This window comes from Saccharomonospora glauca K62 (assembly GCF_000243395.2).
In the GTDB taxonomy this organism is placed as follows: Bacteria; Actinomycetota; Actinomycetes; order Mycobacteriales; family Pseudonocardiaceae; genus Saccharomonospora; species Saccharomonospora glauca.
In genome coordinates this window covers 40,140-65,782 of record NZ_CM001484.1, presented here as the reverse complement: position 1 = coordinate 65,782, position 25,643 = coordinate 40,140, and the positions used below count along the sequence as shown (strand labels likewise).

The window sequence follows — 25,643 nt, the reverse complement described above, 5'->3', positions numbered from 1 at the left end:
CCGAGGTTAGCCGCACTCGGTGGCCGCGGCAGGGGTCAGGCGATCGACTCCGCACCCTCGCAGGCGAGCAGGCGCTCGTAGGCGACCTCGTGCACCCAACGCCACACCTCGTCCTCTCCGAGGTTGAGGTGGTCGTCCCCGCACGTGAGATCCAGGTCGACCTTCGCATTCTCGTCCGCCGCCACCACGCCGAGGCCGTACATGCGGGCTCGTGGCAAGCAGTTGTCCACGTAGTCGTGACTCATGGTGGCCGAGGTGGGCAACACCATCGCGGCCTCGCCGTAACGGGCGAACGGCACCGCTGCCGCCATGCCCGTCCGCCAGTGCCTCGCCACGGCGAGCACACCCGCGATGTGGACGGCGGGGGGCGGAGCGATCCGGGACATCTCGGGCCACGTCCAGGTGGCCACGGTGGCCCTCTCGGTGACCGGGCGCAGCCCCGTGGCGATGCGCTCGGCGTGTGCCTCCGGCCTCAGCCGAGCCACCACGAACACGCGCCTGCCGAAGAGCGTGAGCTGCGGCAGCACGGTCCCCTGCCACCCCAGCAGCGGAGCGGCCCGCCTCGCGAGGTCGGCGGGGTCGGCGGGAAGTTCGAGTGTGGGACCGACGCGACCGGAGATCGACCGAACACTGCTCGATCCGCTCGTCGTCGCGATCTGCCCTGGTGGTACCGCCACGAAGTCCGCCTCCCTGATGTCCGCCGGTGTGCCGCCGTGCCGCGTCGAGAACGACACGTGACTTGAGTACCAGCGCAAACGGGCGCCGTCTGCGCTCTGAAGGCACCACTGCGATCGGCGGTTCCCAACGGTCGGTGATCGGTCGATGGGCGGTTCCGCGACTTCAGTCGAGCGGTGCGGCCGTATGGGTGACGTCGGGTCGAACGGTCGGAAGTCCGGTTCGACGGCGGCGTCGGTGATCGGTCCCGCCCATCGGCCGACATCACCCGCGCGGGGAGCCCCATAGGGTTGGGAGCGAAGCTCCCTTCCGCCGAGCCGTCCGAGGAGGCCCACGTGAGACCACGCCGTTCCGTTCTCTACCTGCCCGGAGCGAACGAGCGTGCCCTGAAGAAGGCCGAGGCCCTCGCCGCCGACGCGCTGGTGCTGGACCTGGAGGACGCCGTGGCACCGGACGCCAAGGAGGCGGCCCGCCGGCGGGTGTGCGAGACGGTGGCCGCGGCGCCGTACGGGCGGCGGGAGGTGGCGGTGCGAGTCAACGGCATCGACACCCAGTGGCACGACGCCGACGTGCGCGCCGTGGCGGAGGTCGGCCCGGACGCGGTCGTGGTCCCGAAGATGGGTTCGGCCGAGGACGTCCGAAGGGTGGAGGACGCCCTGGCCGAGGCCGGGGCACCGGACCACACCTCCGTCTGGGCGATGATCGAGACCCCGGCGGCCGTGCTGCGGGCCGAGGAGATCGCGAACGCCTCCTCGACGCTCACGGTGCTCGTCATGGGCACCAACGACCTCGCCAAGGAACTCCGGGCCGAGTCGGTGCCCGGCCGGGCCCCACTGCTGACGAGCCTCTCGCTGTGTCTGCTCGCCGCACGCGCGGCCGGTAAGTCCATTCTGGACGGCGTGTACAACGACGTGCGTGACACCGCAGGGTTCGAGGCGGAGTGCGTACAGGCCCGGCAGCTCGGCTTCGACGGCAAGAGCCTGATCCACCCCGGCCAGCTCGAACCGTGCAACCGGGTGTTCGCACCGTCCGAGGCGGAGGTCGAACACGCACGGCGAGTCGTCGCGGCCTTCGAGGAGGCCGTGGCGCAGGGCCGGGGCGTGATCACCGTGGACGGCCGCATGGTGGAGAACCTGCACGTGGAGCAGGCCCGGCGGGTACTGGCGCTCGCCGAGGCCGTGCGGGATCGACCCGAGCGGGACTGAAGAAGCCCGGTCGCGGAATGCGGAGGCGTTCCGCACGCGTTGAGCCCGACGTGGGTGGCAAGTGGCCGGTACCGCTGTCGGTGCTCGACAGGTCGAGCGTGCGCCGGGGAGAGGACCCGGCGAGTGCCGTGCGCCACACGGTGGAGTTCGCCCGGCGGGTCGAGGAACTGGGCTACCACCGGTTCTGGGTGGCCGAACACCACAGCGTGCCCGGAGTCGCCGGGTCCGCGCCCACCGTGCTCGCATCCACGATCGCGGCCTCGACCTCGCGCATCCGCGTCGGCACGGGCGGCGTCATGCTGCCCAACCACCGTCCGCTCGTGGTGGCCGAACAGTTCGGCACATTGGAGGCCTTGTACCCCGGCCGTATCGACATGGGGCTGGGCCGCTCGGTGGGGTTCACCTCGGGGGTGCGAGCGGCGTTGGGAGCGGACAAGAAGGACGCGGATAACTTCGTCCAACAGCTTCGGGACCTGCTCGGCTACTTCGCGGGAGCGTCCCCGACCCATCGCGGGGTACACGCCCTGCCCGCCGAGGGACTGCGCGTGCCCACCTTCGTCCTGACCACCGGCGCGGGTGCCCGAACCGCGGCCGAGTGCGGACTGGCCCTCGTGATCTCCCTAGTGTCCGGTGTGGACAGAATGGTGGAGCACGTCGCACGTTATCGGGAGCGGTTCCGGCCCTCCCCGTTGTGGGAGCGGCCCTACGTCGTGGTGTCGACGGCCGTGGCCGTGGCCGACACTCCGGAGCGGGCGAGGAAACTACTGCTGCCCGAGGCCTGGTCGCTCGTGTACTCCCGCACGCGCGGAGTCTTCCCGCCGCTGCTACCGCCGGACGAGCTTCCCGAACCCACCGACCGGGAGGCGGCCCTGCTCGACGAGGTGCTGCGGGGACAGCTGCACGGCACTCCCTCCACCGTGCGCGACGACCTCGCGGCGCTCGTGGAGCGCACCACGGCCGACGAGGTGCTCGTGACACTGAGCACCTACGACCGCGGTGACCTGCTCGACTCCTACGCCCGCCTCGCCGAGCTGGCGCGGTAGTGGACGGCCCATCGCCGACATCGACGTCGCTCAGGCCGTCAGTTCCCGCAGCAGCGTCTCACCACGGGTCCAGAGCAACGACCCGCCCTCCCCCTCGATCGAACGGCGAACCGCGCCCGGAATTCGGGAGGCCAGCGTGACACCGTTGTCGGGCGAATGCGCGGTGTCCTCCTCGCCGTACCAGATCTCCACCGGGCACGAGACGCGATCGAAATCGAGCCGCCACGGCCTCATCGCGAGCACGGTGTCGGTGGCATAACCTTCCGCCCCCTGTGCGAATCCCTCCCTCAGCGCCTCGCGATAAGCGGCGTCGAAGGCGGGGTCCGTATACACGGCCCTGTCCCGCGCACCGCTGTTTCCCACGACCATGTTCCGCATGGCGTCGGCGTCGAAGGAGAGGAATTGTTCGTACGCCGCCTTCGGGTTCCGGACGCAAAGCTCCACCACCGTCGCCAGATGACCGCCGAGCTTGTCCGCGAAAAGGGGGGACCCGACCTCGTCGGCGGCGGAGACGAGATACAGAGCGGACACCAATCCCGCCACCGCGCAGGCGAGTGCGAACGGAGCACCCTGAGAATTACCGATCACCACCGGCGACGGCAAGCCCCGATACTCGACGAACTGTTCGATGTCGACGGCGAAATCGGCGAGCGTTCGTCGCGGGTCCGGTGTCGAAACCCCCAGTCCCGGACGGTCCACACTCACCAGTCGTATTCCCGAAGAGTGCACCAGGTGGGTTCCGAATCCGAGCCTTCGGCTAGTGGCCGCGCCCGGACACAACAACACCGGCCTTCCGTCGACGGGGCCCCACTCACCCCACCCGAGTATTCGCCCGTCGGCGAGTCGACACTCACCGGTCCGTTCCGGAGGGGCGATCCCTTCCATCCGATCTCCTCACTTCCGTGGGCACGACAAGGGCCACCTTCCCCGCCCGGTGCACGGAAGGTGGCCCTCGATCGTGTCAGTGGACGCCGTCAGACGTCACGCGTTTTTCCTGCGGCGCTGCAGCAGGATGGCGCCGGTACCGGCACCGACGAGGCCCAGGCCGATGAGCAGCGGGACCAGCGGCGACGCGCCGGTCTGAGCCAGGTTGTCGGTCTCGGTCTCGGTCGCCGGGGGCTGCGTCGTCTCGGTCGGAGCCGCGGGCTGGGTGGTCGTCTCGCTCGGGACGGGAGTCTCCGAGGTCTCCTCGGGCTGCGTCGGCTGCGGAGCGGCCGTCCACTCGACACTGGCCTTGGCCGACAGCTCGGTGTCCTCGGAGGAGGCGACGATCAGGGACTGCGCGGGCTTGTTCTGGTAGCCCTCGGCCACGAAGAGCCGCCCGGTGGCCAGTTGAGCGGTCGCGTTCAGGGAGAACGCGCCGGCGCCCTCCTCGGCCTCCTCGGGGACGTCGACGTAGATCTCCGTGCCGTCGGTGATGTCCTCCGCGGCCAGTTCGTTGCCGTCCGCGTCGGTGATCTTGACGCCCTCGGGCAGTTCGGTGGAGACCTCGTTGATCCGGCCCGTGGTGGCCACGGTGAACGGACCCAGTCGCTCACCGGCCTTGCCGGTGACGCTCTCGGGCGAGACCTTCAGCGAGGGAGACGGCTCCGCGGTGCCCACATTGGAGTCACCGGTGAGGTAGTCGTAGAGGGCGAGCACGTCCGCGTCGGTACCGGCGTCCCGCGCGCTGGACGGGTCGTTGCGGTTGATGTCCTTGCCGTCGCTGAAGTGCCACACGGCCGCCTGTGTGGCGGTGATGGCCTCCTTCTTGTCAAGTCCATTGTGGAGTTCGACGCCCTGCTCGGCGAGCGTCTGCTCCAGCGTGTCGAGGTCCGTGGCCGGGTAACCGTGGCGCAGCACCCAGTTGATGCGGTCACGGTTGGCGTGGAAGGGGGAGTCGGGGTTCGGGAATTCGTCCCACGGGCTTTCGAAAAGCGAGCGCTTCGGGTCCACGCTGACGCTGATCTCGACGCAGTAGGCCCGCAGGGTGTTGCCGCCTTCGATGTCCAGCTTGAACAGCGTGGTGATCTGGGATTCGCCACCGAGATTGACGTTGTACCCGTTCTCGCCACCACGGGAGTCGATGTCGGCCTTCACACCGTCCGCCGACGCGGGAACCGAACCGAGAGAAAGGGCGGCGGCCGTTCCGGCGACGAGCGCACCGACCCTGGCCAACGTTCTTCTGCTGCGCATGAGTCTCCTAAGAAGACAGTGGGAGGGGAAAACCCGGTCAGGTGAAGATCAGACACCAGTCGTTGCGGAGCATACACACGGCGTCAATTCCCCGTGAACCCACTGCTCGAAGGAGCGAAGAACTGGGGATATGTCAGTTCACTGCACACAACGCTCGGTTTAAATCGACCCATAAATCCTCGGGGTCTTCCAAACCGATACTCAAACGAAGCAACCCCGAAGCCACATGCGCGTCTCCCGGACGTGCTGCGCGTCGTTCCACGGTGCTTTCGACCCCACCGAGACTCGTCGCGTGCCGCACCAACCTCAGCGCCTCGCACACCTTGTCGGCACGGTCGGCGTCGGCGAGTTCGAAGGAGACCATCGCGCCCGAACCCGGATAACGCACGCGGGTCACGGCGGGGTGCTCCTCGAGACGCCTTGCCAACATCGCCGCGGTCCGCGACGCCTCGGCGAACCGCACCGGCAGCGTGCGCAACCCCCGCAGCGCGAGGAACGCCTCCAGCGCGCCCGGCGTCGCGCCGATACGCGTGCGAGCGTCCCGCAGCGCCTTCACCCGCGAGGGATCGGTGGCGACCGCCACGCCGAGCAACAGGTCACTGTGCCCGCCGATGAACTTCGTGGCGCTGTGCACCACGATGTCGGCCCCGAGCGACAGCGGCTGCTGCCCCAACGGGGTCGCGAAGGTGTTGTCCACCACAATCGTCGGCCGGTCGGGCAACCTCCGAGCCGCCTCGCAGATCTTCCGGATGTCGACGACGTGCAGACTCGGGTTCGTCGGTGATTCCAGCCACAGCAGGTCCGCGCCCGCGGCGGCCTCGATCCACGCGCCCGTGTCGGTCGGCTCGACGGACACGACCTTCACCCGGCCCGTTTCCTGCTCGTGCCCGAAGTAGGCGCGAGTGCCGGCGTAGCTGTCCCTCGGCACCACCACCGTGGCGCCGACCCGATGGGCGTCCAGCACGGCGGAGGCGGTGGCGATGCCCGACGAGAACGCCGTGGCCGTACCACCCTCCAGCTCGCCGAGAGCCTCCTCGAACGCCGCCCACGTGGGCGTGCCGTCCTCACGGGCGTACGCGAGCCCCAGCATGCTCGCCGGAGCGATGGGGACGTTCATGGGCTGTTCCCGGCCCGTCGGACGTCCCGCGACGATCGCTCGTGTCCTGGCCGACCACTGCTCGTTCACGTCGGCCACGGTAACCGGCCCCCTATGACAAACCGCCGCCGGGGAACCATCCCCGACGGCGGCTCGTCTTAATCTGTGGGCGAGGAGGGAGTTGAACCCTCACGTCCTTTCGGACACACGGACCTGAACCGTGCGCGTCTGCCATTCCGCCACTCGCCCGAGCAACTTCGACAGTGAGGACAGCGTAGCAAGGCGAATCGGGAGGCTTGCACGGGGGCCCGTATTACGGCGGCAAAACCCGATACGATCGCCTCGAAGACCCGTGGAAGGAGGTGGTCCCTCGTGGGACGCGTACAGCGCTTCGACCGGCGCCTCGAAAACCTCGTGGGAGACGCCTTCGCGCGGATCTTCGGTGGAAACGTCGTCACGCAAGAAGTGGCGTTGGAACTGGAGCGGGAGTGCGAGGAGAACGTTCGGGACCTCGCGGGTGGTCGCAAGCTCGCGCCCAACCACTACATCGTGTCGTTGGGCCCCGAGGACTACGACCGGATGGCCGCGGACGGGCAGCGGGTCACCCGCATGCTCGCCGAGGCGGTCTCCGAGCACCTCGCTGAGCACGGTTGGGACACCTATGGTGACGTCGTAGTTTCGCTAGAGCGCAACGAGGCGCTGCATACTGGAAAGTTCAGGACCCGCTCGACCGTCGACCCGGACGTCAAAGCAAGCGACGCCGGGACTTTCGCGCGGTCGGCACCAATGAGCGACGCAGGAGACCGACCAATGAGCCAGCCCGGCGGCTACGGCCAATACGACCAGGGTGACCCGTACGGCCAGCAGGGCCAGTACGGCTACGGACAGGGACAGCCCGGTTACGACCAGGGTTACGGCCAGCCCGGCGGTTACGACCAGGGCTACGGCCAGCAGGGCTACGACCAAGGCTACGGTCAGCAAGGCTATGACCAGGGTTACGGCCAGCCCGGCGGTTACGACCAGGGCTACGGCCAGCAGGGCTACGACCAAGGCTACGGTCAGCAAGGCTATGACCAGGGTTACGGCCAGCCCGGCGGCTATGACCAGGGCTACGGCCAGCAGGGCTACGGCCAGCCGCCCGCGGGGCAGCCGGGTTACGACCAGGGCTACGCGGCTCCGCCGAGCCCTCCCGGTGGCTACCCCGCGCAGGCTCCCGCGCCGGGTGGTGACCCCTACGGGCAGCAGGGCGGTTACCCCGGTGGTGGCATGCCTCCGGGTGGCAACCGGCAGCTCAACGCCATCCTGCAGCTCGACGACGGCTCCAACCGGACCTACTCGCTGAAGCAGGGCGGCAACGTGATCGGTCGAGGCCAGGACGCCGACTTCCGGCTTCCGGACACCGGTGTCTCGCGTCGGCACCTGGAGATCACGTGGGACGGACAGAGCGCCACGCTGGCCGACATCGGTTCCACCAACGGCACCACGGTGAACGGCACCCCGGTCCAGACCTGGCAGCTCGCCGACGGCGACGTGATCAGGGTGGGCCACTCCTCACTGGTGTTCCGTACCCAGGGCTGAGTCCGACCGACAGCCGACCGCCGGCCGACGAACTTCGGCGTCCCGCACTGTGACCACACGCGTGTCCCGCATAATGGCGGCCATGCGGGGGACCTGTGGAGCCGACGACGGTCGAACGACGGTGGGCGCCAGAGGTTGGGCGCGAGAAAGCGGGAGCTGACACAACAGGTGCCGGAGCTGGTCGTACAACTCACCAGAGTAGGATTCCTCGTCCTGCTCTGGATGTTCGTGTTCGCCGCGCTACGCGTGGTGCGCTCGGACCTCTACGCGGCGTCGGGGCTGAGGGTCAACCTACCCAGCCTCCGCCGCGGCAAGCAGGAGAAGAAGCCACTACTGGGCAGGAACAAACTGCCCCGGCAACTGGTGGTCACTCACGGAGCGCTCGCCGGTACGCGCATCGCTCTCGACGGCAGGCCGATCCTGATCGGGCGGGCCGACGACTCGACCCTGGTACTCGACGACGACTACGCCTCGACACGACATGCCCGCCTGTCGCTACGGGGTGGTGAGTGGTATGTCGAAGACCTGGGCTCGACCAACGGCACCTTCCTGGACCGGGCTAAGGTCACTGCACCCCAGAAAGTCCCAATCGGCGTCCCCATCCGGATAGGCAAGACGGTGATCGAGCTTCGCCCATGACTCTCGTCCTACGCTACGCGGCCCGCAGTGACCGGGGCCTGGTCCGTTCCAACAACCAGGACTCCGTCTACGCCGGCCCTCGCCTGCTCGCCCTCGCCGACGGCATGGGTGGCCACGCCGCCGGTGAGGTGGCCAGCAAGGTCGTCATCGCCTCTCTCGCACACCTCGATGACGACGAGCCTGGCGACGACCTGGTCACTCAACTCCGAGAGGCCGTCAACCAGGGGAACCAGGCCATCTCCGAACTGGTGGCCAACGACCCCGAGCTCGACGGCATGGGCACCACCCTGACAGCGGTGCTGTTCTCCGGCTCGCGGCTCGGGTTGGTGCACGTCGGTGACTCACGAGCCTATCTTCTCAGAAACGGACAATTCTCCCAGATCACTCGTGACGACAGCTTCGTCAACGAGCTGTTGGAGCAGGGACGAATCACCGAGGAGGAGGCCGCCACTCACCCTCAACGCTCCCTGCTGCTGAAGGCACTCACCGGCCACGAGGTCGAGCCGAGCGTCACGGTGCGCGAAGCCCGCGCGGGCGACCGTTACCTGCTGTGCTCCGACGGCCTGTCGGGCATGGTGAGCAACGAGACCCTCGCCGAAGCGCTCCGTATCCCCGACCCCCAGGACTGCGCCGACCGGATGATCGAGTTGGCGCTGAAGGGCGGCGGTACCGACAACGTCACGGTGATCGTGGCCGATGTCGTGGACGTCGACTTCGGTGAGGACGCCCCCATCGTGGGCGGTGCCGCCGGTGACGGGTCCGACGAGGCCCCCCACGGTGACTCGCCGGCCGCTCGGGCCCGCGCGCTCACCGCGCCGCCGCCACAACCGCCACAACCGCAACAGACCGAGCAGCTGGAGACTCGGCCCGACCCAAAAGCCAAACGACGTAAGCGCGTCCGCCTGCTGCTGGCGTTCGGGCTCGCCCTCGTACTGCTGGCCGCGGCGGCATTCGCCACCAGGTACTTCGTGCTGCGGCAGTACTACGTCGGCGTGGACGAGAACAACGAGGTCGTGGTCTACCAGGGGGTGCCGGGGAGCATCCTCGGTTTCGAGCTGCAGAAGAAAGCCGAGGGCTCGTGTCCTCCCGAGGCGTCGCTGTGCGAACCGCTTCGCCTGGAAGACCTCCAGCAGGACGCTCGCGCCGCCGTGCTCAACGGCGTGAAGCGGGACGGTCTGGAGGAGTCGCGCCAGTACATCAACACACTGCGCCGCAACAACCTCCTGGAGATCTGCGACGACGAAGCCGCGCAGTCCCAGGGCGGCGGGCTCGGCGGTGTGGAGCAGGGCGGAGCGTCGCAGGACAGCTCCGAGGACGCGGCGCCGAGCTCGACGAAACCGACCGACACGACCGCGGAACGGAACGAGGGCGGCCAGCGTCCGGGCGTGGACTGCCGCCCGGCGCCCAGCTCAGGCGGTAACTGATGGCGCAGCCCGCAGGTACCCCCAGCGCGGCAGCTCAGTACACCACGAACCCGCCCCGCGAGCTGCCGAAGAGGCGAGGCACCGAACTCGCCATGCTCGCGTTCTCGGCGCTGATCGTGACCTCGGCGTTCGTCCTCGTGCAGGCGAACCAGGAGCAGGAGCTGTCGTGGTCGGTGCTCTGGTACGGGCTGGCCTACCTCGCCATCTTCAGCGTCGCCCACCTGGCCGTACGACGGTGGGCGCCGTACGCGGACCCGCTGATCCTGCCGTGTGTGGCGTTGCTCAACGGCCTCGGGCTCGTGATGATCCACCGGATCGACCTCGCCACGGCCCAGCGCGCGATCGCCAGGGGCGAGGAAGCGGCGAGCAACGCCCCCCGGCAGGTCCTCTTCACGGTCGTCGCCCTCGCGTTCTTCCTCGGCGTGCTGATCGTGGTCTCCGACCACCGGAAACTCACCCGCTACGCCTACACCTGCGGGCTCGTCGGCATCGTGGCGCTCGCGCTTCCCGCCGTGCTGCCGAGCTCGCTCTCCGAGGTCAACGGCGCGAAGGTCTGGCTGAAGCTTCCGGGCTTTTCGATCCAGCCCGGTGAGTTCGCCAAGATCCTGCTGATGATCTTCTTCGCCTCCTTCCTGGTGTCGAAGCGAGATCTGTTCATGACCGCGGGCAAGCGAGTGCTCGGCGTGGAGATGCCGAGGGCTCGCGACCTCGGACCGATCATCATCGCGGCCATCGCCTGCCTCGGCATCCTGGTCTTCGAGAAGGACCTGGGCACGGCGCTGCTGTTCTTCGGCATCGTGCTGGTCATGCTCTACGTCGCCACCGAGCGCATCATCTGGGTGGTGCTCGGGCTGAGCATGTTCTCGGTCGGCGCCGTCATCGCGTATTCGCTGTTCACGCACGTGCAGCAGCGAGTCGCCAACTGGATCGACCCGCTGGAGACCTACGACGACCTCGGCGGTGGTTACCAGATCGCCCAGGGGCTCTTCGGACTCGGCACCGGCGGGATGTTCGGCACCGGTCTCGGGCTCGGCAGGCCCGACGTGGTGCCCGAGTCCCACACCGACTTCATCAGTGCCGCGCTCGGCGAGGAACTCGGGTTCGTGGGGCTGTCTTCGATCCTGCTCGTCTACCTGCTGCTGGCCATGCGAGGCATGCGCAGCGCGCTCGCGGTCCGCGACACCTTCGGCAAGCTGCTCGGCGGTGGCCTGTCGTTCGCGATCGTCATGCAGCTCTTCGTGATCATCGGCGGTGTGACGAAGCTGATCCCGATGACGGGTGTCACCACACCGTTCCTCTCGGCCGGTGGATCGTCACTGCTGGCGAACTACGCACTGGTCGCGCTCCTGCTGCGTATCTCCGACGCGGCGAGGAGACCGCAGCAGGCCGCGAAGCCCAGACCCGTGCCCAAGGCTCCGCTGGCCGAAGCGCACACGGTGATGGTGCAACGTCCGCCGGCCGAGCCGGGTCCCACCGGACCGGCCCGGCCGTACGAAGGGGGGAGGCATCCGTGAACACGCCGCTGCGCAAGGTCGGCGTCGCCATGATGGTGATGATCGCCATGCTGCTCGCCAGCTCCACGTACGTCCAGGTGGTGAAGGCCGAGGACTACCGCACCGACGGGCGCAACACCCGTGTGCTATTCGACGAGTACTCGCGCGAGCGTGGCAAGATCACCTCGGACGACGCCGGTCAGGTGCTCGCGGGGGTCGAGCCCACCGACAACATCTTCAACTTCCGCCGCACCTACTCCAACGGGCCGATGTACGCACCGGTCACGGGGTACTACTCCGTCGTCTACGGGGCGGGCGGCCTGGAACGGGCCTACGACGACTTCCTCAACGGCTCCGACTCGCGCCTGCTCGTGCGACGGCTCAGCGACATGATCACCGGGCGCGACCCGAGAGGCGGCAACGTCCGGCTCACCGTGAAGCCCGCGGTCCAGGAGACGGCCTACAAGATGATGACCGAACGCGGGTACAAGGGCGCCGTCGTCGCGCTCGACCCGAAGACCGGCGACATCCTGGCCATGGTCTCCACCCCGTCGTACGACCCGAACAAGCTGGCCTCCCACGTCTCGGCCGACCAGCAGGAGGCGTGGAAGAACTACAACGACGACCCGGACAACCCGATGCTGAACCGGGCGATCAGAGAGACCTACCCGCCGGGCTCCACGTTCAAGATCGTGACCACGGCCGCCGCGCTGGAGAACGGCGCCACGGCGGACACCCCGATCATCCGGGACGCGCGGGTCACCCTGCCGGGTACGTCCACCACGTTGGAGAACTTCAACGGCACCACCTGTCAGGGCGGCACGTTGAAGGACGCGTTGGCGTACTCCTGCAACACCGCCTTCTCCAAGATCGCCGCCGAGCTGGGTGCCGACAAGCTGCGCGAGACCGCGGCCAACTTCGGCATCGGCATCTCCGACCTCACCATCCCGATGAGCGTCGTGCCGTCCGACCTCGGTGAGCTGGAGAGCGAGGCCGCCCTGTACCAGAGCGGTATCGGTCAGCGCGACGTCCGCCTGACCCCGCTGCAGGACGCGTTGCTCGCCGCCACGGTGGCCAACGACGGCGTGGCCATGAAGCCTCGGCTCGTCAAGCAGCTCCTCGCGCCGGACCTGTCGGAGATCGAGGAGTTCGCTCCGGAGGAACTCACCGGTGACCCTGCGTTGTCCGCGGCCAACGCCGAGGTCCTCACCGACATGATGATCGCCTCCGAGGCCAACACCGGCGGTGGTGGCAAGGACCCCTCCCTGAAGATCGCCTCGAAGACGGGGACGGCCGAGCACGGCACCGACCCGAAGGCCACTCCGCCCCACGCCTGGTACACCGCTTTCGCCCCCTACGACGACCCGAAGATCGCCGTCGCCGTCATCGTCGAGTCGGGTGGTGACCACGGACTCGCCGCGACGGGTGGCAAGGTGGCCGCCGAGATCGGACGTGGGACCATCGCCGCCGCGCTCGGAGGTGGCTGAGTCATGCTGTCGTCCGGGCAACTGCTCGCACAGCGCTACCGACTCGACAGCCGCATCGCGGTCGGCGGGATGGGCGAGGTGTGGCAAGCCAGTGACACCCGGCTCGACCGCACCGTGGCAGTGAAGATCCTCAAGGCCGAGCTGTCCGGTGACGCCGAGTTCCTGCACAGGTTCCGTACGGAGGCACGCACCACGGCGTCGCTGAACCACCACGGAATCGCGGCAGTCCACGACTACGGCGAGACCGAGACCGGCGAGGGGTCGATCGCCTACCTCGTCATGGAACTCGTCCAGGGGGAGCCGCTGGCCGCGATCCTCGCCAGGGAAGGTCGGCTGTCCCCCGAGCGCACGCTCGACATCCTCGAACAGGCGGGGCGCGCGCTGCAGGCGGCACACGAACGCGGCCTCGTGCACCGTGACGTGAAACCGGGGAACATCCTGGTCACGCCCACCGGCGTGGTGAAACTCACCGACTTCGGCATCGCGAAGGCCGTCGACGCCGCCCCCGTGACGCGCTCCGGCATGGTGATGGGCACGGCCCACTACATCGCCCCCGAGCAGGCGCTCGGCCACGACGCCGAACCCGCCAGCGACGTGTACTCGCTCGCCGTGTGCGGCTACGAGTGCTTGGCCGGTCACCGACCGTTCTTGTCGGAACACGCCGTGAGCGTGGCGATGATGCACATCCGGGACATCGCCCCGCCGCTGCCGCCCGACGTGCCTCCGGGCATCCGAGCCGTCATCGAAGCTACCCTCGTGAAGGACCCGCGACAGCGCTACGCCAACGGTGGCGAGTTCGCAAACGCCGTCGCGGCCGTGCGGGCGGGCCACCCGCTCCCGCCTCCCTCGGGGCTCGCCGCCGCCGGTTACCTCACGCATCCGGTGCCTCCGAACGCACCTCCCCCGCAGAGTGCGCCGATGGTGACGGTGCCGCCGGCACCGGGCTCCGGCCCCGTGGGGCCGGGTTCACGCCCGTCGATGTCGCCGGTTCCGCCGCCCATGACGATGGGGCAACCCCGGCGACGTGCTCCCGCGTGGACGTTACTGGCCGTGGCGTCGGTGCTCCTGCTGATCGTCGTCGTGCTGGTGCTCGCCTTCACTGTGTGGAGCGACGACTCGGAGAACCCTCCCAGGGTCCCGGTGGGCACCACCGACTGGCCGCACACCGGTATGGAGTCGTCCGACGGCGGCAGCGGACAAGGCATGATGAGCACACTCCCGATGGAGAACCACAGGTGAATGTCGTTGGCCACAGGGCACTGGCGACACGCTCCGGCCACGGGTCGGACGTGAGTAGAAGACCGAGTGAATGGGACGGCACCGAGCTATGAGCGCACCCCGACTGCTCTCTAACCGCTACGAGCTGGGTGACACACTCGGCTACGGCGGGATGTCCGAGGTCCACCACGGTCACGACATTCGACTCGGCCGCGAGGTGGCCGTGAAGATCCTGCGTGCCGACCTCGCCCGAGACCCCATGTTCCAGGAGCGCTTCCGCAGGGAGGCGCAGAACGCTGCGGCCCTGAACCACCCGGCCATCGTGGCGGTGTACGACACCGGTGAGGCCGACACCGAGTACGGCCCCCTGCCCTACATCGTCATGGAGTACGTCGAGGGCAGGACGCTTCGCGACATCGTGAAGACCGAGGGCCCGATGCCGCAGAAGCGCGCCATGGAGGTCATGGCCGACGTCTCCGCCGCGCTGGACTTCTCCCACCGCCACGGCATCATCCACCGCGACGTCAAGCCCGCGAACGTGATGATCACCCGCAGTGGCGCGGTGAAGGTCATGGACTTCGGCATCGCCCGTGCCGTGCACGACGGACAGGCGGCGATGACCCAGACGGCCGCGGTGATCGGTACCGCCCAGTACCTGTCGCCGGAGCAGGCGCGCGGCGAGACGGTCGACGCTCGCTCGGACGTCTACTCCGCCGGGTGCGTGCTGTACGAACTCGTCACGGGCGAACCACCGTTCACCGGTGACTCCCCGGTGGCGGTGGCCTACCAGCACGTTCGGGAGGCCCCTCGCCCACCGTCGGAGTCGAACCCGGCGGTCACCCCGGAGTTGGACGCCGTAGTGTTGAAGGCCCTGGCCAAGAGCACCAGCGAGCGCTACCAGTCGGCGGCGGAGCTGCGTTCGGACCTCGTCCGCATCCTGTCGGGACAACGGCCGTCCGCTCCCATGGCGGGTGCCCCTCCGATCGAGGAAGAGCGCACCCAGGTGTTGAACGCGTCGCGGCAACCCGAGCCCGACGACGACTACACCCCCGACGTCTACGACGACCCGGAGGAGGACGCGAGGAAGCGGCGCAGGAATCGCGCCTTCGCCGCCGCCGCGATCACCATCCTCGTCCTCGGTGCGGCGGCCTTCATCGCCTGGATCAGCGGGAGCTTCAATAGCGCTCCCGAGGAGAAGGCCATACCCGACGTCAAGGACGTCCAGGTCGAACAGGCGAAACAGCAGCTGAAGGCCGAGGGCTTCGAGAACCTCAAGGTCGAACCGGTGGTCTGCATCGACAACCCGCCGTCCGGCGAGTCGCAGTGCACCGCCGACCAGATCGGCAAGGTCCTCGAAACCAACCCCCCGGCGGGTCGGACGGTGTCGCTCGACACCCGCATCCTGCTGCGAGTGGGTGCCGCTCCCGAGAAGGTCTCGGTTCCCGACCTGACGGGCCTGACGCGCGACGCCGCCGAGAGGGAGCTGGCCGACGCGAACCTCACCCTCGACCCGGAGGTCAAGGAGGTCGAGGTCGACAACGAGAACATGTACGGCAGGGTCATCGAGCAGGATCCGCCCGCCGGCAAGGAAGTGGAGCAGGGCCATTCCGTGTCGATCACGATCGGCAAGGAGCCGGACCAGGTCGAGGTGCCGAACATGACGGGCAAGTCGTTCGAGGAGGCGAAGGCCACCCTCGAAGGACTGGGTCTCGTCGTGGTGCGCAACGACGTCGACCACGAGGAGCCCGCGGGCACCGTCGTGGGGCAGGAACCCAACGGCGGCAGCGTGAAGGAAGGAACGCAGGTCAGGCTGGACGTCTCCAACGGGTCGCAGGCCAAAATCGAGGTACCGAAGCTGGAGGGCCTGACGCCCGAGGAAGCGGTCAAGGCACTGCAGGACAAGGGCTGGACCGGCTCGGTCTCGGAGCAGTTCCAGACGGCCCCGGACTCCGACCTCATAGGCAAGGTGATCGGCTCCAACCCGGCCGCCGGTAGCTCCATCACCAAGGACCAGCAGATCACGCTCATCATCGGAGCCGACGAGGACGGCTCCACCGAGCCGTCGGAGGACGACGATCCGCTGCCCTGGTAGTCCGTAGACGACGAAAGAGGGCCCCCTTCTCGGGCAAGCGCCGAGGAGGGGGCCCTTTCGATGCCGCCCCGTGTCCGTCACGAGCACGAGACGGCGAACGCTTCGCGCGCCACGCCTACACCATGGCGGATTGCTGCACCGCGCGAGTGGCCTGCTCCAGCTCGTCGACCAGGTGTTCGGGTACGGGGTGTCCAGCCGAGGCCATCCAGTTGGCCAGCATCCGGTGCCCACCCTGGGTGAGCACCGACTCGGGGTGGAACTGCACCCCCTCGATGGGCAGCTCCCGATGCCGCATGCCCATCACCACTCCGGACGCGGTACGCCCGGTGACCTCGAATTCGTCCGGGATGGTCTCGGGCACCACGGCCAGTGAGTGGTAACGAGTCGCGGTGAACGGATTCGGCAGTCCCGCGAGCACGCCCGTGCCCCGGTGCTCCACCTCGCTGGTCTTGCCGTGCAGCAGTTCGGGCGCTCTGGCGACCGTGGCTCCCCACGCGACGCCGATGGCCTGGTGGCCGAGGCAGACCCCGAGCATCGGCACCGACTCCGCCGCGCACCGCCGCACCACCTCGACACTGCGGCCGGCCTTCTCCGGCGTGCCCGGTCCGGGCGACACGAGTACGCCGTCGAACTTCACCACGTCGTCGACGTCCACGACGTCGTTGCGCCACACCGTGCACTCCGCACCGAGTTGGGCGAGGTACTGCACCAAGTTGTAGACGAAGCTGTCGTAGTTGTCGACGACGAGTACACGCATGTGCCAAGCCTACGTCGTGTCGCTCAGTTCCTGGCTCGCCGCCGGAACAGCGCGGCAGCCAACGGAACGGCCACCACGCTCCCCCCGACGAGCCATGCCACCACGGCCCACACCGTGCCGTCGGCCACCGGCAGTCCCAGCAGAAGCCCCCGCAGCAGCTCCACGAGCGGCGTGATCGGCTGGTACTCGGCGAATCCCCGCAGGAAGCCGGGCAACGACTCGACGGGCACGAAAGCGCTCGACACGTACGGCAGGAACAGCACGGCGAACGAGAAGGCCCCCGAGGCCTGCACGTTCCTCACCAGCAGCCCCCACACCACCGACCACCACGCGACGGTGACGACGTAACCCGCGACGACGGCGAGGACGAGCAGCCAGTCACCGAAGTCCGCGTTCGGGGAAAACCCCAGGACCAGCGCGGCGACCACCGCGAGGCCCGTGGTGCACACGTTGCGCAGCACCGAGGCCGTCACCTGACTGGCGGGCAGTCCCCACCCCGCGATCGGCAACGTCATGAACCGCTGGGTGAGTCCCCGCAGGCGGTCCTCGGTGATTCCGATGCTCGTCGTGGCGGCGCCGTATCCCGCGCACAGCAACATGACGGCGGGGGTCACGTAGTCGACGTAGGCCAGCGTCGTCCCGGTGTCGACGGCACGGCCGAAGACGCCGACCATGGCGCCCATGATCGCGATCGGCAGCACGATGCCGACGAGCAGGCCGTCGACCTGCCGAAACTCCCGACGCAACGCACGCTGGGTGAGCAACACCAGCTCGTCTGCCCAGTCGCGGGCGAGGGTTCGGGCCGTCATGCCGCCGGCTCCTTCTCCGTCAGTCGGAAGAACACGTCGTCGAGTGTGGGAGCGGAAAGCGACACGGACGCCACGGGGAAGCCGGCCCGATGCAGGTCGTCGAGCACTTGCCGCAGGTGGTCCGGATCACGCAGCGGGACCACTATCTCGCCGGTCTCGGGGTCGAGGTGGGCACCGGGCTGGAGCGCCACGGCCGCCGGCGCGTGTCCCGGCTGGGCCAGGGCCAGACGCAGTCGTTCCGTGCCCACCCGACGCTTGAGACCGTCCGGCGTGTCCTCCTCCACAATGCGGCCGCCGTCGATGACGGCCACCCGGTCGGCGAGCTGATCGGCCTCCTCCAGGTACTGCGTGGTCAGCAGGATCGTCGTCCCGGCACGCACGAGATCACGCACGACGTCCCACAGGTCGACCCTGCTGCGCGGATCGAGCCCGGTGGTCGGTTCGTCGAGGAACAGGATTCGCGGGGCGGCCACCATGCTCACGGCCAGGTCGAGCCGGCGACGCATACCACCGGAGTAGTCCCCCACCCTGCGCTCGGCGGCCTCGGTGAGCCGGAACTGTTCGAGCAGTTCCGACGCCCGCCGGCGGGACGCCCTCCACCCGAGGTGATTCAGGCCCGCGAACAATTCCAGGTTCTCGCGCCCCGTGAGGAGTTCGTCCACGCTGGCCTGCTGCGAGGTGAGGCCGATGGCGCGGCGGACGGCGGCGGGCTCCGTGCGCACGTCGTGACCACCGACGCGGGCCGTTCCGCCGTCCGGGCTCAGCAACGTGGTGAGGATGCGGACGGTGGTCGTCTTACCCGCCCCGTTGGCTCCGAGCAGGGCCAACACGGTACCGGCGGGCACCGTGAGATCCAGCCCGTCGAGTACCGGACGGTCTCGGTAGCTCTTACGGACGCCCCGCGCCTCGATCGCCGGTGGTGACATACCCCCTCCAAAACTGCGTATGACTTATTGTGTATGCCATAAACTATATGAACCATACGCAGTTTCTGGGAGGCCGGTCAAGCAGCCTCCGGCTCGGCGCATAGGGTGAGGGAACGAACGGACAGGCGAAGGAGGCGCATGGCGGACGAACGCGCTCGACCGGAGCTTCCTCCGGTCATCGCCAGGATGTGGGGACGCGAGCCCGCCTCTCGTCGGGGACCGAAACCCAGCCTCGACCTGGCCCGGATCACCGCGGCCGCCGTGGAGATCGCCGATGCCGAGGGCCTCGGGGCGGTGTCGATGAACAGTGTCGCCGCTCGCCTCGGGGTGGCCCCCATGTCGCTTTATCGCTACGTCGGCAGCAAGGACGAATTGCTGCTCGCCATGCTCGACGCGGTGTCGGGGGAGCCTCCGGCTCTCGGCGACCTGTCACGCCGGGAGTACCTGTACGTCTGGACGAAGGCCAACGCCGACGTCCTCGTCGCCCGCCCCTGGGCACTGGGGATCGCTCACACCGGCGCGCGTATGGGGCCGCCCATGGGCCCGCGCGGGCTGCGCTGGCTCGACCACCTGCTTCGCGCGTTGGCCGACACGCCACTCAGCGAGGGCGAGAAGATCGGCATCGCCACGACGCTGAGCGTCTACGCGCTGAGCCAGGCATCGTTGATCACCGCGCTGGCCCCGGCCGGCAGCGTCGGCAGCCACCTCCCCGCCAGCTCGACGCTCTACGGGGAGTTGCTGGCCGAACTCGTGGACGAGGAGTCGTACCCGGCGTTGACACGCGCGGTCGACAGTCGGGCCTTCGTCGCGGGCAGCGCGGAGTGGTACGACCGGGAGACCGACTTCCGGTTCGGCCTCGACCTGCTGCTCGACGGCATCGACGCGTTGATCGCGCGGCGTACGGGAACCGCGGACACACGTCCCTGAGCTGCGGACACGCGTTCCTAGGCTGCGGACACGCCGGTTACTCCTCGACGGCGACGTCGTTGAACGGCAGCAGCGGCTCCACCCACGGGAACACGACGAACATCAGCAGGGCCACCACCCCGAGTATCAGCACCGCGGCCAGGCCGATGCGCACCACCAGCGGGCCCGGCAGGTGCCGCCAGATCCAGCCGTACATCAGGCCTCCCCGATCTCCTTCAGCAGTTGCTCGTAGGTCGCGCCCGACTTCTTCTCGAACACGTTCGTCAGCACCCCGTGGATGATCATGCGCTCGCGGTCGGAGAACCGCGGGTGGCAGGTGGTCAGGGTCAGCAGCTCCACCTGTTGTCCCTCCGTCAACGTGGAGTCGGGCCGATACGGCACGGGGGCGACCGCGTCCCCGCGCGTCGGCAGCACGATGCGCCGCCCCACCGTCTCGCTGTAGGCCGGGTCGATCTCGGTCAGCGGCCTCACCCCGAAGCAGCGCGGGTCCTTGCCCTTGCCCTGCGCCCAGCCCTCGACCTCGTCGCTCATCGGCAGCACGCGATAGACGAAGAAGCTGTCGATGGTCTCGATCACCACGGCGTCACACGAACCGAGCAGGTCGAGATCGTTGAACGGCGCGCCCTTGCCCACCCGGTGCCCGGCGACGGCGAAGTTTCCGGGCTCCCCCGGCATGGCCGTCTTCTTGTAGTGACCGGGCCCGATCTCCAGCGTCGCGGCGTCCACGCCCTGCTGGATCGTGAAGTTCCAGTCGACGCCGAAGGACGGGATGTACATGCGCGCGAACGCCTCACCGGGCATGGGCTCGGTGTGCATCTCCCGCTGCTGCGACCAACGCCGTTCGAGGTCGGCACTGGCGTTCCGCTGGAGCTCCTGGGACATGAGGTTGGTGACCCACAGCTCGTACACCACGAACAACAGCATCACGATGCCGAGGGTGATGAGGATTTCCCCGAAGGTCCGCACGACCGCGCGGCCTCGTCCGCCCTTGTCGGGTGCGGTCTTCGAGGCGGGAGGCTCCTCCGGCGGGTCTTCCGGCGTCTCCGCCTCGGGAAGCGCGTCCTCGTCGGGCTCGGGAGGCGGTACCGGATCGGATTGCTCGGGCCGCCGGGGGACCGGGGGCAGCACCGGCCGAGTCGGGGCCTCGGCCAGCGACCTCACCGCGCGTGTGCGTTCGGCTTGCGTGCGGTCGACCGGAGGGCGTTCGGCCGGTGGACGTTCGCCCCGGGAATGTCCGGCCCGAGGACTTTCCCCCCTGGCGCGTTCGGTTTGGGGGCGTTCGGCCGGGTAGGGAGCCCGCGGCCTTCGCTCCGGCCGTTGCCGCGGAGACTGCGGAGGGTGCGGAGGCCGCCCTCGAACCGGCTCCGTGCCGGGCTGCGGCAGCCTTCCCCGGGCCCGCTCCCGTGGCTGGGGAAGACCGGACGGATACAACTGGCCACGCCGGGTCCCCTGTGGCACCGGACCACCGGGGGGAATTCGGGGCGGCCGGCCTTGAGAGGGCGCGGCGATCTCGCGGGTCTCCGGGTCCTCGTACCTCGACAAGAGGGCTCCTCTCGCGCAAGCGGCGCAAGGTGATCACGATCTGCTGACCGGCGCTCGCTCCCCGGTTCTGGCGCCTGTCCGATTACGTTAACGTGTTGAGAAAGTGGCAGTTGCGCACTGCCGATCATTTTGCCCGACAGCACGCGAGGACTCCGATGCCCAAGTCCAAGGTTCGCAAGAAGACGGTGTACACACCGCCGCCGAATCGCCGTACCCCGGTGAAGGTCCGGGCGGCGGGCCCGTCGCACCCGATCTACAAGATCGTGATGTTCGGGTTGATGCTGCTCGGTCTCGCGTGGCTCGTCGTCAACTACCTGGCGGGTCACAAGATCGACTTCATGACCGAGCTCGGCAGCTGGAACTTCGCGATCGGCTTCGCCCTCATGATCACCGGTCTGTTGATGACCATGCGTTGGCGTTGACCAGGGGAAACACAGCCGTGTAACTCATCCCCATTGTGGATAACCCTGTGGATAACTCGGTCCGGGCCTGGGCTCCGAGGCCCGCGCTCGTCGGTGTCGGCTGGGCTCTCACGGTGGCCGCGGCCGGCGCGCTCGCCTGGACCGTCGACGCCGACGACCGTCCGGGCACCCTCCTTCTCGGCGTGGTGACCACCGCGCTCGCGGCCCTGTCACTGCACGGGACCGTGGTCCGCCCCCGACTCGCCGCCGACGGGCGAGGCGTTCGCCTGCGCACTCTTACGGGGACCCGGACACTACCGTGGTCCGAGGTCGCCGTGCGCCTCACCCGAACGAAACGGTACGGCCGCGACTCCGAGTCCGTCGAACTGGAGGCTGACGACCGGCTCACCGTGTTCGGGTGGGTGGAACTCGGCACCGATCCGAAAGACGTGTACGACGAACTCCTACGGCTGCGTCAGGCGCACACCGAGTAGAGCGTGCACAACTGCTCGGCGAGCTGCGCATCGCGGTAGACGACGAGCCCGACGAAGGCGACCGCCAGGATTCCCAACGCGCCCGACTGGTAGGCGGCCCGGTTCTTCTCGGGCGCGTACACCATCGCCACCATCGCCACGGCACCGGCGACGAGTCCTCCGAGATGCCCCAGCAGCGAGATGTTGGGGATCGACATGCTCAAGAAGACGTTCAACACGATGATCGCGATCGCCGTCGTCGGGTTCAGCCGTAACCTCAGCACCGCGACGAGAACCGCCCCCATCAGCCCGTAGATGGCGCCCGAGGCCCCCGCCGTGGCCGTCCCCGGCTCACCCAACACGAACACCGCGACGGCGCCGGCGAACATCGACAGGAAGTAGACGGCCAGGAACCGGACTCGCCCGAGCAGCATCTCCAGATCCCGCCCGAGCACCCATAGCGCCAGCATGTTCATGGCCAGGTGCAGAAGGCCGTAGTGCAAGAACCCCGAGGTGAGCAGTCGCCACCACTCGTCGATCAGGACCACGGCCTCCGGCCACAACACACCGTCGGCGAAGACGGGCGAGAGATAGTTGTTCATCACGTCGCCCGCCTGGAAGGCCGTGAGCGCGTAGACCACCACGTTGACGGCGATCAACAGCGGGACGACCACGAGTCGCCCCGGCACCCGCGCCCCCGCCACCGTGCGCTCCCCGTAGCCGGCCCTCCGGTAGGCCACCGACTGGGCACGGTGGTGTTGTTGCGCCGAGGTCACGCAGTCGATGCACTGGTGCCCGACCGAGGCCTCCCGCAGACAGTCGGGACACGCGGGCCGGTCACAGCGCACACAGCGCAGAGCGGTCTGCCGCGCCGGGTGCCACCAGCAACCCGGCAACGCCTGCTGTGAGGGCTGCCCGTACGGCGGGGGGTTGGGGGGTTCTGTCACAGTGCTGTCGACACTCCTGCGCTCACGACCGGCGGCCGTCCACGGCATGGTCACACCACGCGCCCACGACCGCGCGCGTGGCCCACCACCAACCTACCTGGTGCCGGGCACCTTTCAGCCGCGTTCGATGGTGACGCGCTCGATGACGACGTCTTCCAGTGGCTTGTCGGCCGGACCGGTGGCGGTACGGGCGATGGCGTCGACGACGTTCCGCGACTCCTGGTCGGCCACCTCGCCGAAGATCGTGTGCTTGAAGTTCAGGTGCGGCGTGGGGGCCACGGTGATGAAGAATTGCGACCCGTTCGTGGCCGGCCCCGCGTTGGCCATCGCCAGCAGGTACGGCCGGTTGAACTGCAGTTCCGGGTGGAACTCGTCGCCGAACTTGTAGCCCGGCCCGCCGCGGCCGGTGCCCGTGGGGTCACCGCCCTGGATCATGAAGCCGTCGATCACCCGGTGGAAGATGCAGCCGTCGTAGAACGGACCGGACCTTTCACCCTTGGCGTTCGGCTGGGTGTACTCCTTCGTGCCTTCGGCCAGACCGGTGAAGTTCGCGACCGTCTTCGGCGCGTGATCCGGGAACAACACCAGGCGGATGTCGCCTCGGTTGGTGTGCAGGGTGGCCCTGATCTTCCCGCCACTGGGGGTTGCGTTGCTGTCAGTCACGCGATTCATCGTGCCATCCACGGCACGATCGCCAGGAGCGGGGCAGGATGAGCTACAGGGGCACACGCTATGCAGACCAATGAATGACGAGGTGAGGCCGATGGGACAGAAGGGTCGAACCACCCAAGTCCTGAACGACACCGGCAACGGTACGCGCACGTTGCGGGAACGCGCTCGCGAGATCGGGAGGGTGAGCGCCGACGTGGCGGCGCAGGCCGCACAAGCCGCGGAACAACGACTGAGCGAAGGCACCGAGATCGCTCGTAAGGAACTCGCCCGCAGGGCCGCACAGACCCGGAAGGAAGCCATGCGCAGCGCAAAAGACGTACGTTCCCTCGCCGAACAGCGTCGGGAGGAGTTGCGGGGCCCGAGCCGCAAGGCCAAGAAGGCCGCGATCAAGGCGGCGAAGGCGGCGGGCCAGTCGCGCCGTAAGGCAAAGCGCGAGTTCCGGGCAGCGAAGAAGGAGTTCAAGGCCGCCATCGCGGAGGCGAAGGCCATGTCCAAGCACGGCATGGGCAAGCGCCCCAAGCGCAAGTGGCCCTGGCTGCTGGCCCTGGCGGCCCTGGCGGGTGCCGCCGCCTACGCGATGAGGTCCCAGCGGGAGGAGCCGGCCATCGCGCCGGTGCCGCCGCGCAGCACCGACACTCCGACCCCGCCCACCACTTCGGCGTCGTCCGACTCCGCGAAGGCCCCGAACTCGGAGAAGGCGCCCGACCAGCAGTCGTCCTCGAACAACACGAAGGCCGCCCAGGCCAGCAAGTCGGCCAAGAGCTGACGCGCTCGTGCGGCAGGAGATACGACTCGACCCCCGAGGACAGCCCACGATGTCCTTCGGGGGTCGAGCTCGCTACGCCACGTCGATCAGGCGGCGTGCTTGTCGATCAGCTTGCCCAGCCGCGGCAGAGCCTCCTCGACGTTCTCCTTGCCCTTCGGGCGCAGCTTGTTGTAGACCTTCTTGATGCTCTCGCGGTCGCTCTTCTCGGCGCGGGCGTCGGTCACCGACAGCAGGGCATCGGCGGCGTCCGACCGGGTGGGCAGGTACGAGCCGAAGTCGCTCGCGCCGCTCGCCTTGAAGTCGGCGTAGATCGGCTCAAGGGCGGCGACGAAGTCGTCCAGCAGGCTGTCCACCGCGGCGCCGATGATGCCCGGCTTGATCTTCTTGACGGCCGCGTAACCGGTCTTGATGACGGTGCCGGAGACACCGCTCTTGGCCGCGACCTCCTCGTCGATCAGGGTCTGGAGGTCAGCCACCACGGTGGAGCGACGGCTGGAGTCGAGCAGGATTTCCTTGAGGGTGTCAGCCACGGATCCCATCCTTCATAGTCTGATTCCACGATTCGGTCGCAGGGCCGCCTAGCGGCGTAGGCATGCACCCAGTAACCGGTAACCCGGTAGGGGCTTGCCTTTGGGGGTGAGCCTGCGCGTGCGCGTAACCCTAATACAAGATCAAATTGGGCTGCACGCAGCGGTGTCTTGCCGTCACTCTCAGAACCCAAGCCTGGTGATGGCTTCGATCGCCACCGTCCGAGCCTTCACGCTCTGTTGCTGATTCGTGGTCACGACGACGGCGTATCCCTCTTTGGAGACCGCGTACACGGCACCGTCGTCACGGGACTCGTAACCGCCCTCCCAGCCCGTCGGTTGCGAGGTCGGGTTCGAGGTCGCCACCGGCGCCGCGTCGTCGACGAGGGCACGCGCCACCTCCTCCTCCCCCTCATACACCCGCACCGTGAGTTGGACGTCACCGTCGGGGCGGTAGAAGAAGCACGCCGGATTGGTGTCGTCCGCGGACGTCTTGACGCTGCCGACCCGCTGTCCGTTGGTCTGGGCCACGAATTCGGTGTCGAGGTACGGACACTCCCGCTCGGTCTCCGGTTTCGGCTCCGGCGGCAGAGCCACCGCCGATTCCGTGCTGCTCGACTCCACGACTTCCGACGGCTCCCCCGACTGCGACTGGGTGGTCTCCCCGCAGCCGGACACCAACGCGGCGACGGCCGCACCGATCACGACAAGGCTTGTGCGCATAAGTGGCACAGTGAACCAGACGTGATCGACTCGACCACGGACACCGGT

26 protein-coding genes and 1 tRNA gene are annotated in these 25,643 nt (G+C 68.4%); 13 read left to right on the top strand and 14 right to left on the bottom strand.

Annotation, left to right across the window (positions count from 1 at the left end; translation table 11 throughout):
* Positions 1-35: 35 nt before the first annotated feature.
* Positions 36-677 (bottom strand): hypothetical protein, encoded by a 642-nt coding sequence (locus tag SACGLDRAFT_RS00340; protein ID WP_005460770.1) that lies wholly within the window; start codon positions 675-677, stop codon positions 36-38.
* A 333-nt stretch (positions 678-1,010) separates the two neighbouring features.
* Between SACGLDRAFT_RS00340 and SACGLDRAFT_RS00335 the strand changes: the two genes are divergently transcribed.
* Complete coding sequence (locus SACGLDRAFT_RS00335; RefSeq protein WP_005460768.1) at positions 1,011-1,880, top strand: HpcH/HpaI aldolase/citrate lyase family protein; 870 nt, start codon at positions 1,011-1,013, stop codon at positions 1,878-1,880.
* A gap of 17 nt (positions 1,881-1,897) precedes the next feature.
* Complete coding sequence (locus SACGLDRAFT_RS00330) at positions 1,898-2,923, top strand: LLM class flavin-dependent oxidoreductase (RefSeq protein ID WP_051036158.1); 1,026 nt, start codon at positions 1,898-1,900, stop codon at positions 2,921-2,923.
* 30 nt (positions 2,924-2,953) lie between these two features.
* Here SACGLDRAFT_RS00330 and SACGLDRAFT_RS00325 read toward each other — a convergent pair whose 3' ends face one another.
* The 4 genes from SACGLDRAFT_RS00325 to SACGLDRAFT_RS00310 form a co-directional block, all read right to left on the bottom strand.
* Positions 2,954-3,808 carry an alpha/beta fold hydrolase gene (locus SACGLDRAFT_RS00325; RefSeq protein ID WP_005460764.1) on the bottom strand — a complete coding sequence of 285 codons (855 nt, stop codon included), beginning with the start codon at positions 3,806-3,808 and terminating at the stop codon, positions 2,954-2,956.
* Positions 3,809-3,904: 96 nt separating this feature from the next.
* On the bottom strand, positions 3,905-5,098 hold the full coding sequence (locus SACGLDRAFT_RS00320; protein WP_005460762.1) for a thioester domain-containing protein: 1,194 nt from the start codon (positions 5,096-5,098) through the stop codon (positions 3,905-3,907).
* A 133-nt stretch (positions 5,099-5,231) separates the two neighbouring features.
* Entirely contained in the window at positions 5,232-6,293 is a 1,062-nt protein-coding gene (locus tag SACGLDRAFT_RS00315) for a trans-sulfuration enzyme family protein (RefSeq protein WP_005460760.1), read from the bottom strand.
* Positions 6,294-6,360: 67 nt separating this feature from the next.
* Positions 6,361-6,443 (bottom strand) — tRNA-Leu (locus tag SACGLDRAFT_RS00310).
* Positions 6,444-6,566: 123 nt separating this feature from the next.
* On the opposite strand from SACGLDRAFT_RS00310, the gene SACGLDRAFT_RS00305 reads away from it, so the two are divergent.
* The 7 genes from SACGLDRAFT_RS00305 (at position 6,567) to pknB (ending at position 16,125) form a co-directional block, all read left to right on the top strand.
* A complete protein-coding gene (locus SACGLDRAFT_RS00305) occupies positions 6,567-7,772 on the top strand; it encodes a DUF3662 and FHA domain-containing protein (protein WP_005460758.1) in 1,206 nt (401 codons plus the stop codon).
* A gap of 168 nt (positions 7,773-7,940) precedes the next feature.
* The gene (locus tag SACGLDRAFT_RS00300; protein ID WP_040919438.1) at positions 7,941-8,411 is read left to right on the top strand and encodes an FHA domain-containing protein FhaB/FipA; all 471 of its coding nucleotides are present in this window, start codon (positions 7,941-7,943) and stop codon (positions 8,409-8,411) included.
* The gene (locus SACGLDRAFT_RS00295; RefSeq protein WP_005460756.1) at positions 8,408-9,835 is read left to right on the top strand and encodes a Stp1/IreP family PP2C-type Ser/Thr phosphatase; all 1,428 of its coding nucleotides are present in this window, start codon (positions 8,408-8,410) and stop codon (positions 9,833-9,835) included. The genes SACGLDRAFT_RS00300 and SACGLDRAFT_RS00295 overlap by 4 nt, the downstream gene beginning before the upstream one ends.
* The gene (locus tag SACGLDRAFT_RS00290; RefSeq protein WP_005460755.1) at positions 9,835-11,349 is read left to right on the top strand and encodes an FtsW/RodA/SpoVE family cell cycle protein; all 1,515 of its coding nucleotides are present in this window, start codon (positions 9,835-9,837) and stop codon (positions 11,347-11,349) included. The genes SACGLDRAFT_RS00295 and SACGLDRAFT_RS00290 overlap by 1 nt, the downstream gene beginning before the upstream one ends.
* Positions 11,346-12,815, top strand: coding sequence for a peptidoglycan D,D-transpeptidase FtsI family protein (locus SACGLDRAFT_RS00285; protein WP_005460754.1), 1,470 nt, complete (start codon positions 11,346-11,348; stop codon positions 12,813-12,815). Before SACGLDRAFT_RS00290 ends, SACGLDRAFT_RS00285 begins: the two co-directional genes overlap by 4 nt.
* A 3-nt stretch (positions 12,816-12,818) precedes the next feature.
* On the top strand, positions 12,819-14,054 hold the full coding sequence (locus SACGLDRAFT_RS00280) for a serine/threonine-protein kinase (RefSeq protein WP_005460753.1): 1,236 nt from the start codon (positions 12,819-12,821) through the stop codon (positions 14,052-14,054).
* 88 nt (positions 14,055-14,142) lie between these two features.
* Positions 14,143-16,125 carry a Stk1 family PASTA domain-containing Ser/Thr kinase gene (gene pknB / locus SACGLDRAFT_RS00275; protein WP_005460752.1) on the top strand — a complete coding sequence of 661 codons (1,983 nt, stop codon included), beginning with the start codon at positions 14,143-14,145 and terminating at the stop codon, positions 16,123-16,125.
* A 115-nt stretch (positions 16,126-16,240) separates the two neighbouring features.
* On the opposite strand, the gene SACGLDRAFT_RS00270 is transcribed toward pknB, so the two are convergent.
* The 3 genes from SACGLDRAFT_RS00270 to SACGLDRAFT_RS00260 are packed head-to-tail and all read right to left on the bottom strand — an operon-like array spanning position 16,241 to position 18,617.
* Complete coding sequence (locus SACGLDRAFT_RS00270) at positions 16,241-16,882, bottom strand: aminodeoxychorismate/anthranilate synthase component II (protein WP_005460751.1); 642 nt, start codon at positions 16,880-16,882, stop codon at positions 16,241-16,243.
* A gap of 23 nt (positions 16,883-16,905) precedes the next feature.
* Positions 16,906-17,691 carry an ABC transporter permease gene (locus SACGLDRAFT_RS00265; protein ID WP_005460750.1) on the bottom strand — a complete coding sequence of 262 codons (786 nt, stop codon included), beginning with the start codon at positions 17,689-17,691 and terminating at the stop codon, positions 16,906-16,908.
* Entirely contained in the window at positions 17,688-18,617 is a 930-nt protein-coding gene (locus SACGLDRAFT_RS00260; RefSeq protein ID WP_005460749.1) for a daunorubicin resistance protein DrrA family ABC transporter ATP-binding protein, read from the bottom strand. The genes SACGLDRAFT_RS00265 and SACGLDRAFT_RS00260 overlap by 4 nt, the downstream gene beginning before the upstream one ends.
* Before the next feature lie 138 nt (positions 18,618-18,755).
* On the opposite strand from SACGLDRAFT_RS00260, the gene SACGLDRAFT_RS00255 reads away from it, so the two are divergent.
* A complete protein-coding gene (locus SACGLDRAFT_RS00255; protein ID WP_005460748.1) occupies positions 18,756-19,544 on the top strand; it encodes a TetR/AcrR family transcriptional regulator in 789 nt (262 codons plus the stop codon).
* A 37-nt stretch (positions 19,545-19,581) separates the two neighbouring features.
* Here SACGLDRAFT_RS00255 and SACGLDRAFT_RS22430 read toward each other — a convergent pair whose 3' ends face one another.
* On the bottom strand, positions 19,582-19,740 hold the full coding sequence (locus tag SACGLDRAFT_RS22430; protein ID WP_005460746.1) for a hypothetical protein: 159 nt from the start codon (positions 19,738-19,740) through the stop codon (positions 19,582-19,584).
* A complete protein-coding gene (locus SACGLDRAFT_RS00250; protein WP_005460745.1) occupies positions 19,740-20,705 on the bottom strand; it encodes a class E sortase in 966 nt (321 codons plus the stop codon). The genes SACGLDRAFT_RS22430 and SACGLDRAFT_RS00250 overlap by 1 nt, the downstream gene beginning before the upstream one ends.
* Before the next feature lie 536 nt (positions 20,706-21,241).
* Here SACGLDRAFT_RS00250 and crgA point away from each other — a divergent pair.
* Both crgA and SACGLDRAFT_RS00240 read left to right on the top strand, forming a co-directional pair.
* Positions 21,242-21,508, top strand: a complete 267-nt coding sequence (gene crgA, locus SACGLDRAFT_RS00245) for a cell division protein CrgA (protein ID WP_005460744.1) — start codon at positions 21,242-21,244, stop codon at positions 21,506-21,508.
* A gap of 47 nt (positions 21,509-21,555) precedes the next feature.
* Positions 21,556-21,981, top strand: a complete 426-nt coding sequence (locus tag SACGLDRAFT_RS00240) for a PH domain-containing protein (protein WP_005460743.1) — start codon at positions 21,556-21,558, stop codon at positions 21,979-21,981.
* Here SACGLDRAFT_RS00240 and SACGLDRAFT_RS00235 read toward each other — a convergent pair.
* Positions 21,963-22,907, bottom strand: coding sequence for a rhomboid family intramembrane serine protease (locus tag SACGLDRAFT_RS00235; RefSeq protein ID WP_040919433.1), 945 nt, complete (start codon positions 22,905-22,907; stop codon positions 21,963-21,965). The genes SACGLDRAFT_RS00240 and SACGLDRAFT_RS00235 overlap by 19 nt on opposite strands.
* Before the next feature lie 114 nt (positions 22,908-23,021).
* A complete protein-coding gene (locus SACGLDRAFT_RS00230) occupies positions 23,022-23,579 on the bottom strand; it encodes a peptidylprolyl isomerase (RefSeq protein ID WP_005460741.1) in 558 nt (185 codons plus the stop codon).
* Between the two features lie 91 nt (positions 23,580-23,670).
* Here SACGLDRAFT_RS00230 and SACGLDRAFT_RS00225 point away from each other — a divergent pair, with 91 nt between their 5' ends.
* On the top strand, positions 23,671-24,345 hold the full coding sequence (locus SACGLDRAFT_RS00225; RefSeq protein ID WP_005460740.1) for a hypothetical protein: 675 nt from the start codon (positions 23,671-23,673) through the stop codon (positions 24,343-24,345).
* A gap of 86 nt (positions 24,346-24,431) precedes the next feature.
* Here SACGLDRAFT_RS00225 and SACGLDRAFT_RS00220 read toward each other — a convergent pair whose 3' ends face one another.
* A complete protein-coding gene (locus tag SACGLDRAFT_RS00220) occupies positions 24,432-24,875 on the bottom strand; it encodes a DUF6918 family protein (protein WP_005460739.1) in 444 nt (147 codons plus the stop codon).
* A gap of 180 nt (positions 24,876-25,055) precedes the next feature.
* Positions 25,056-25,595, bottom strand: coding sequence for a DUF2020 domain-containing protein (locus tag SACGLDRAFT_RS00215; RefSeq protein ID WP_005460737.1), 540 nt, complete (start codon positions 25,593-25,595; stop codon positions 25,056-25,058).
* Positions 25,596-25,643: the final 48 nt, after the last annotated feature.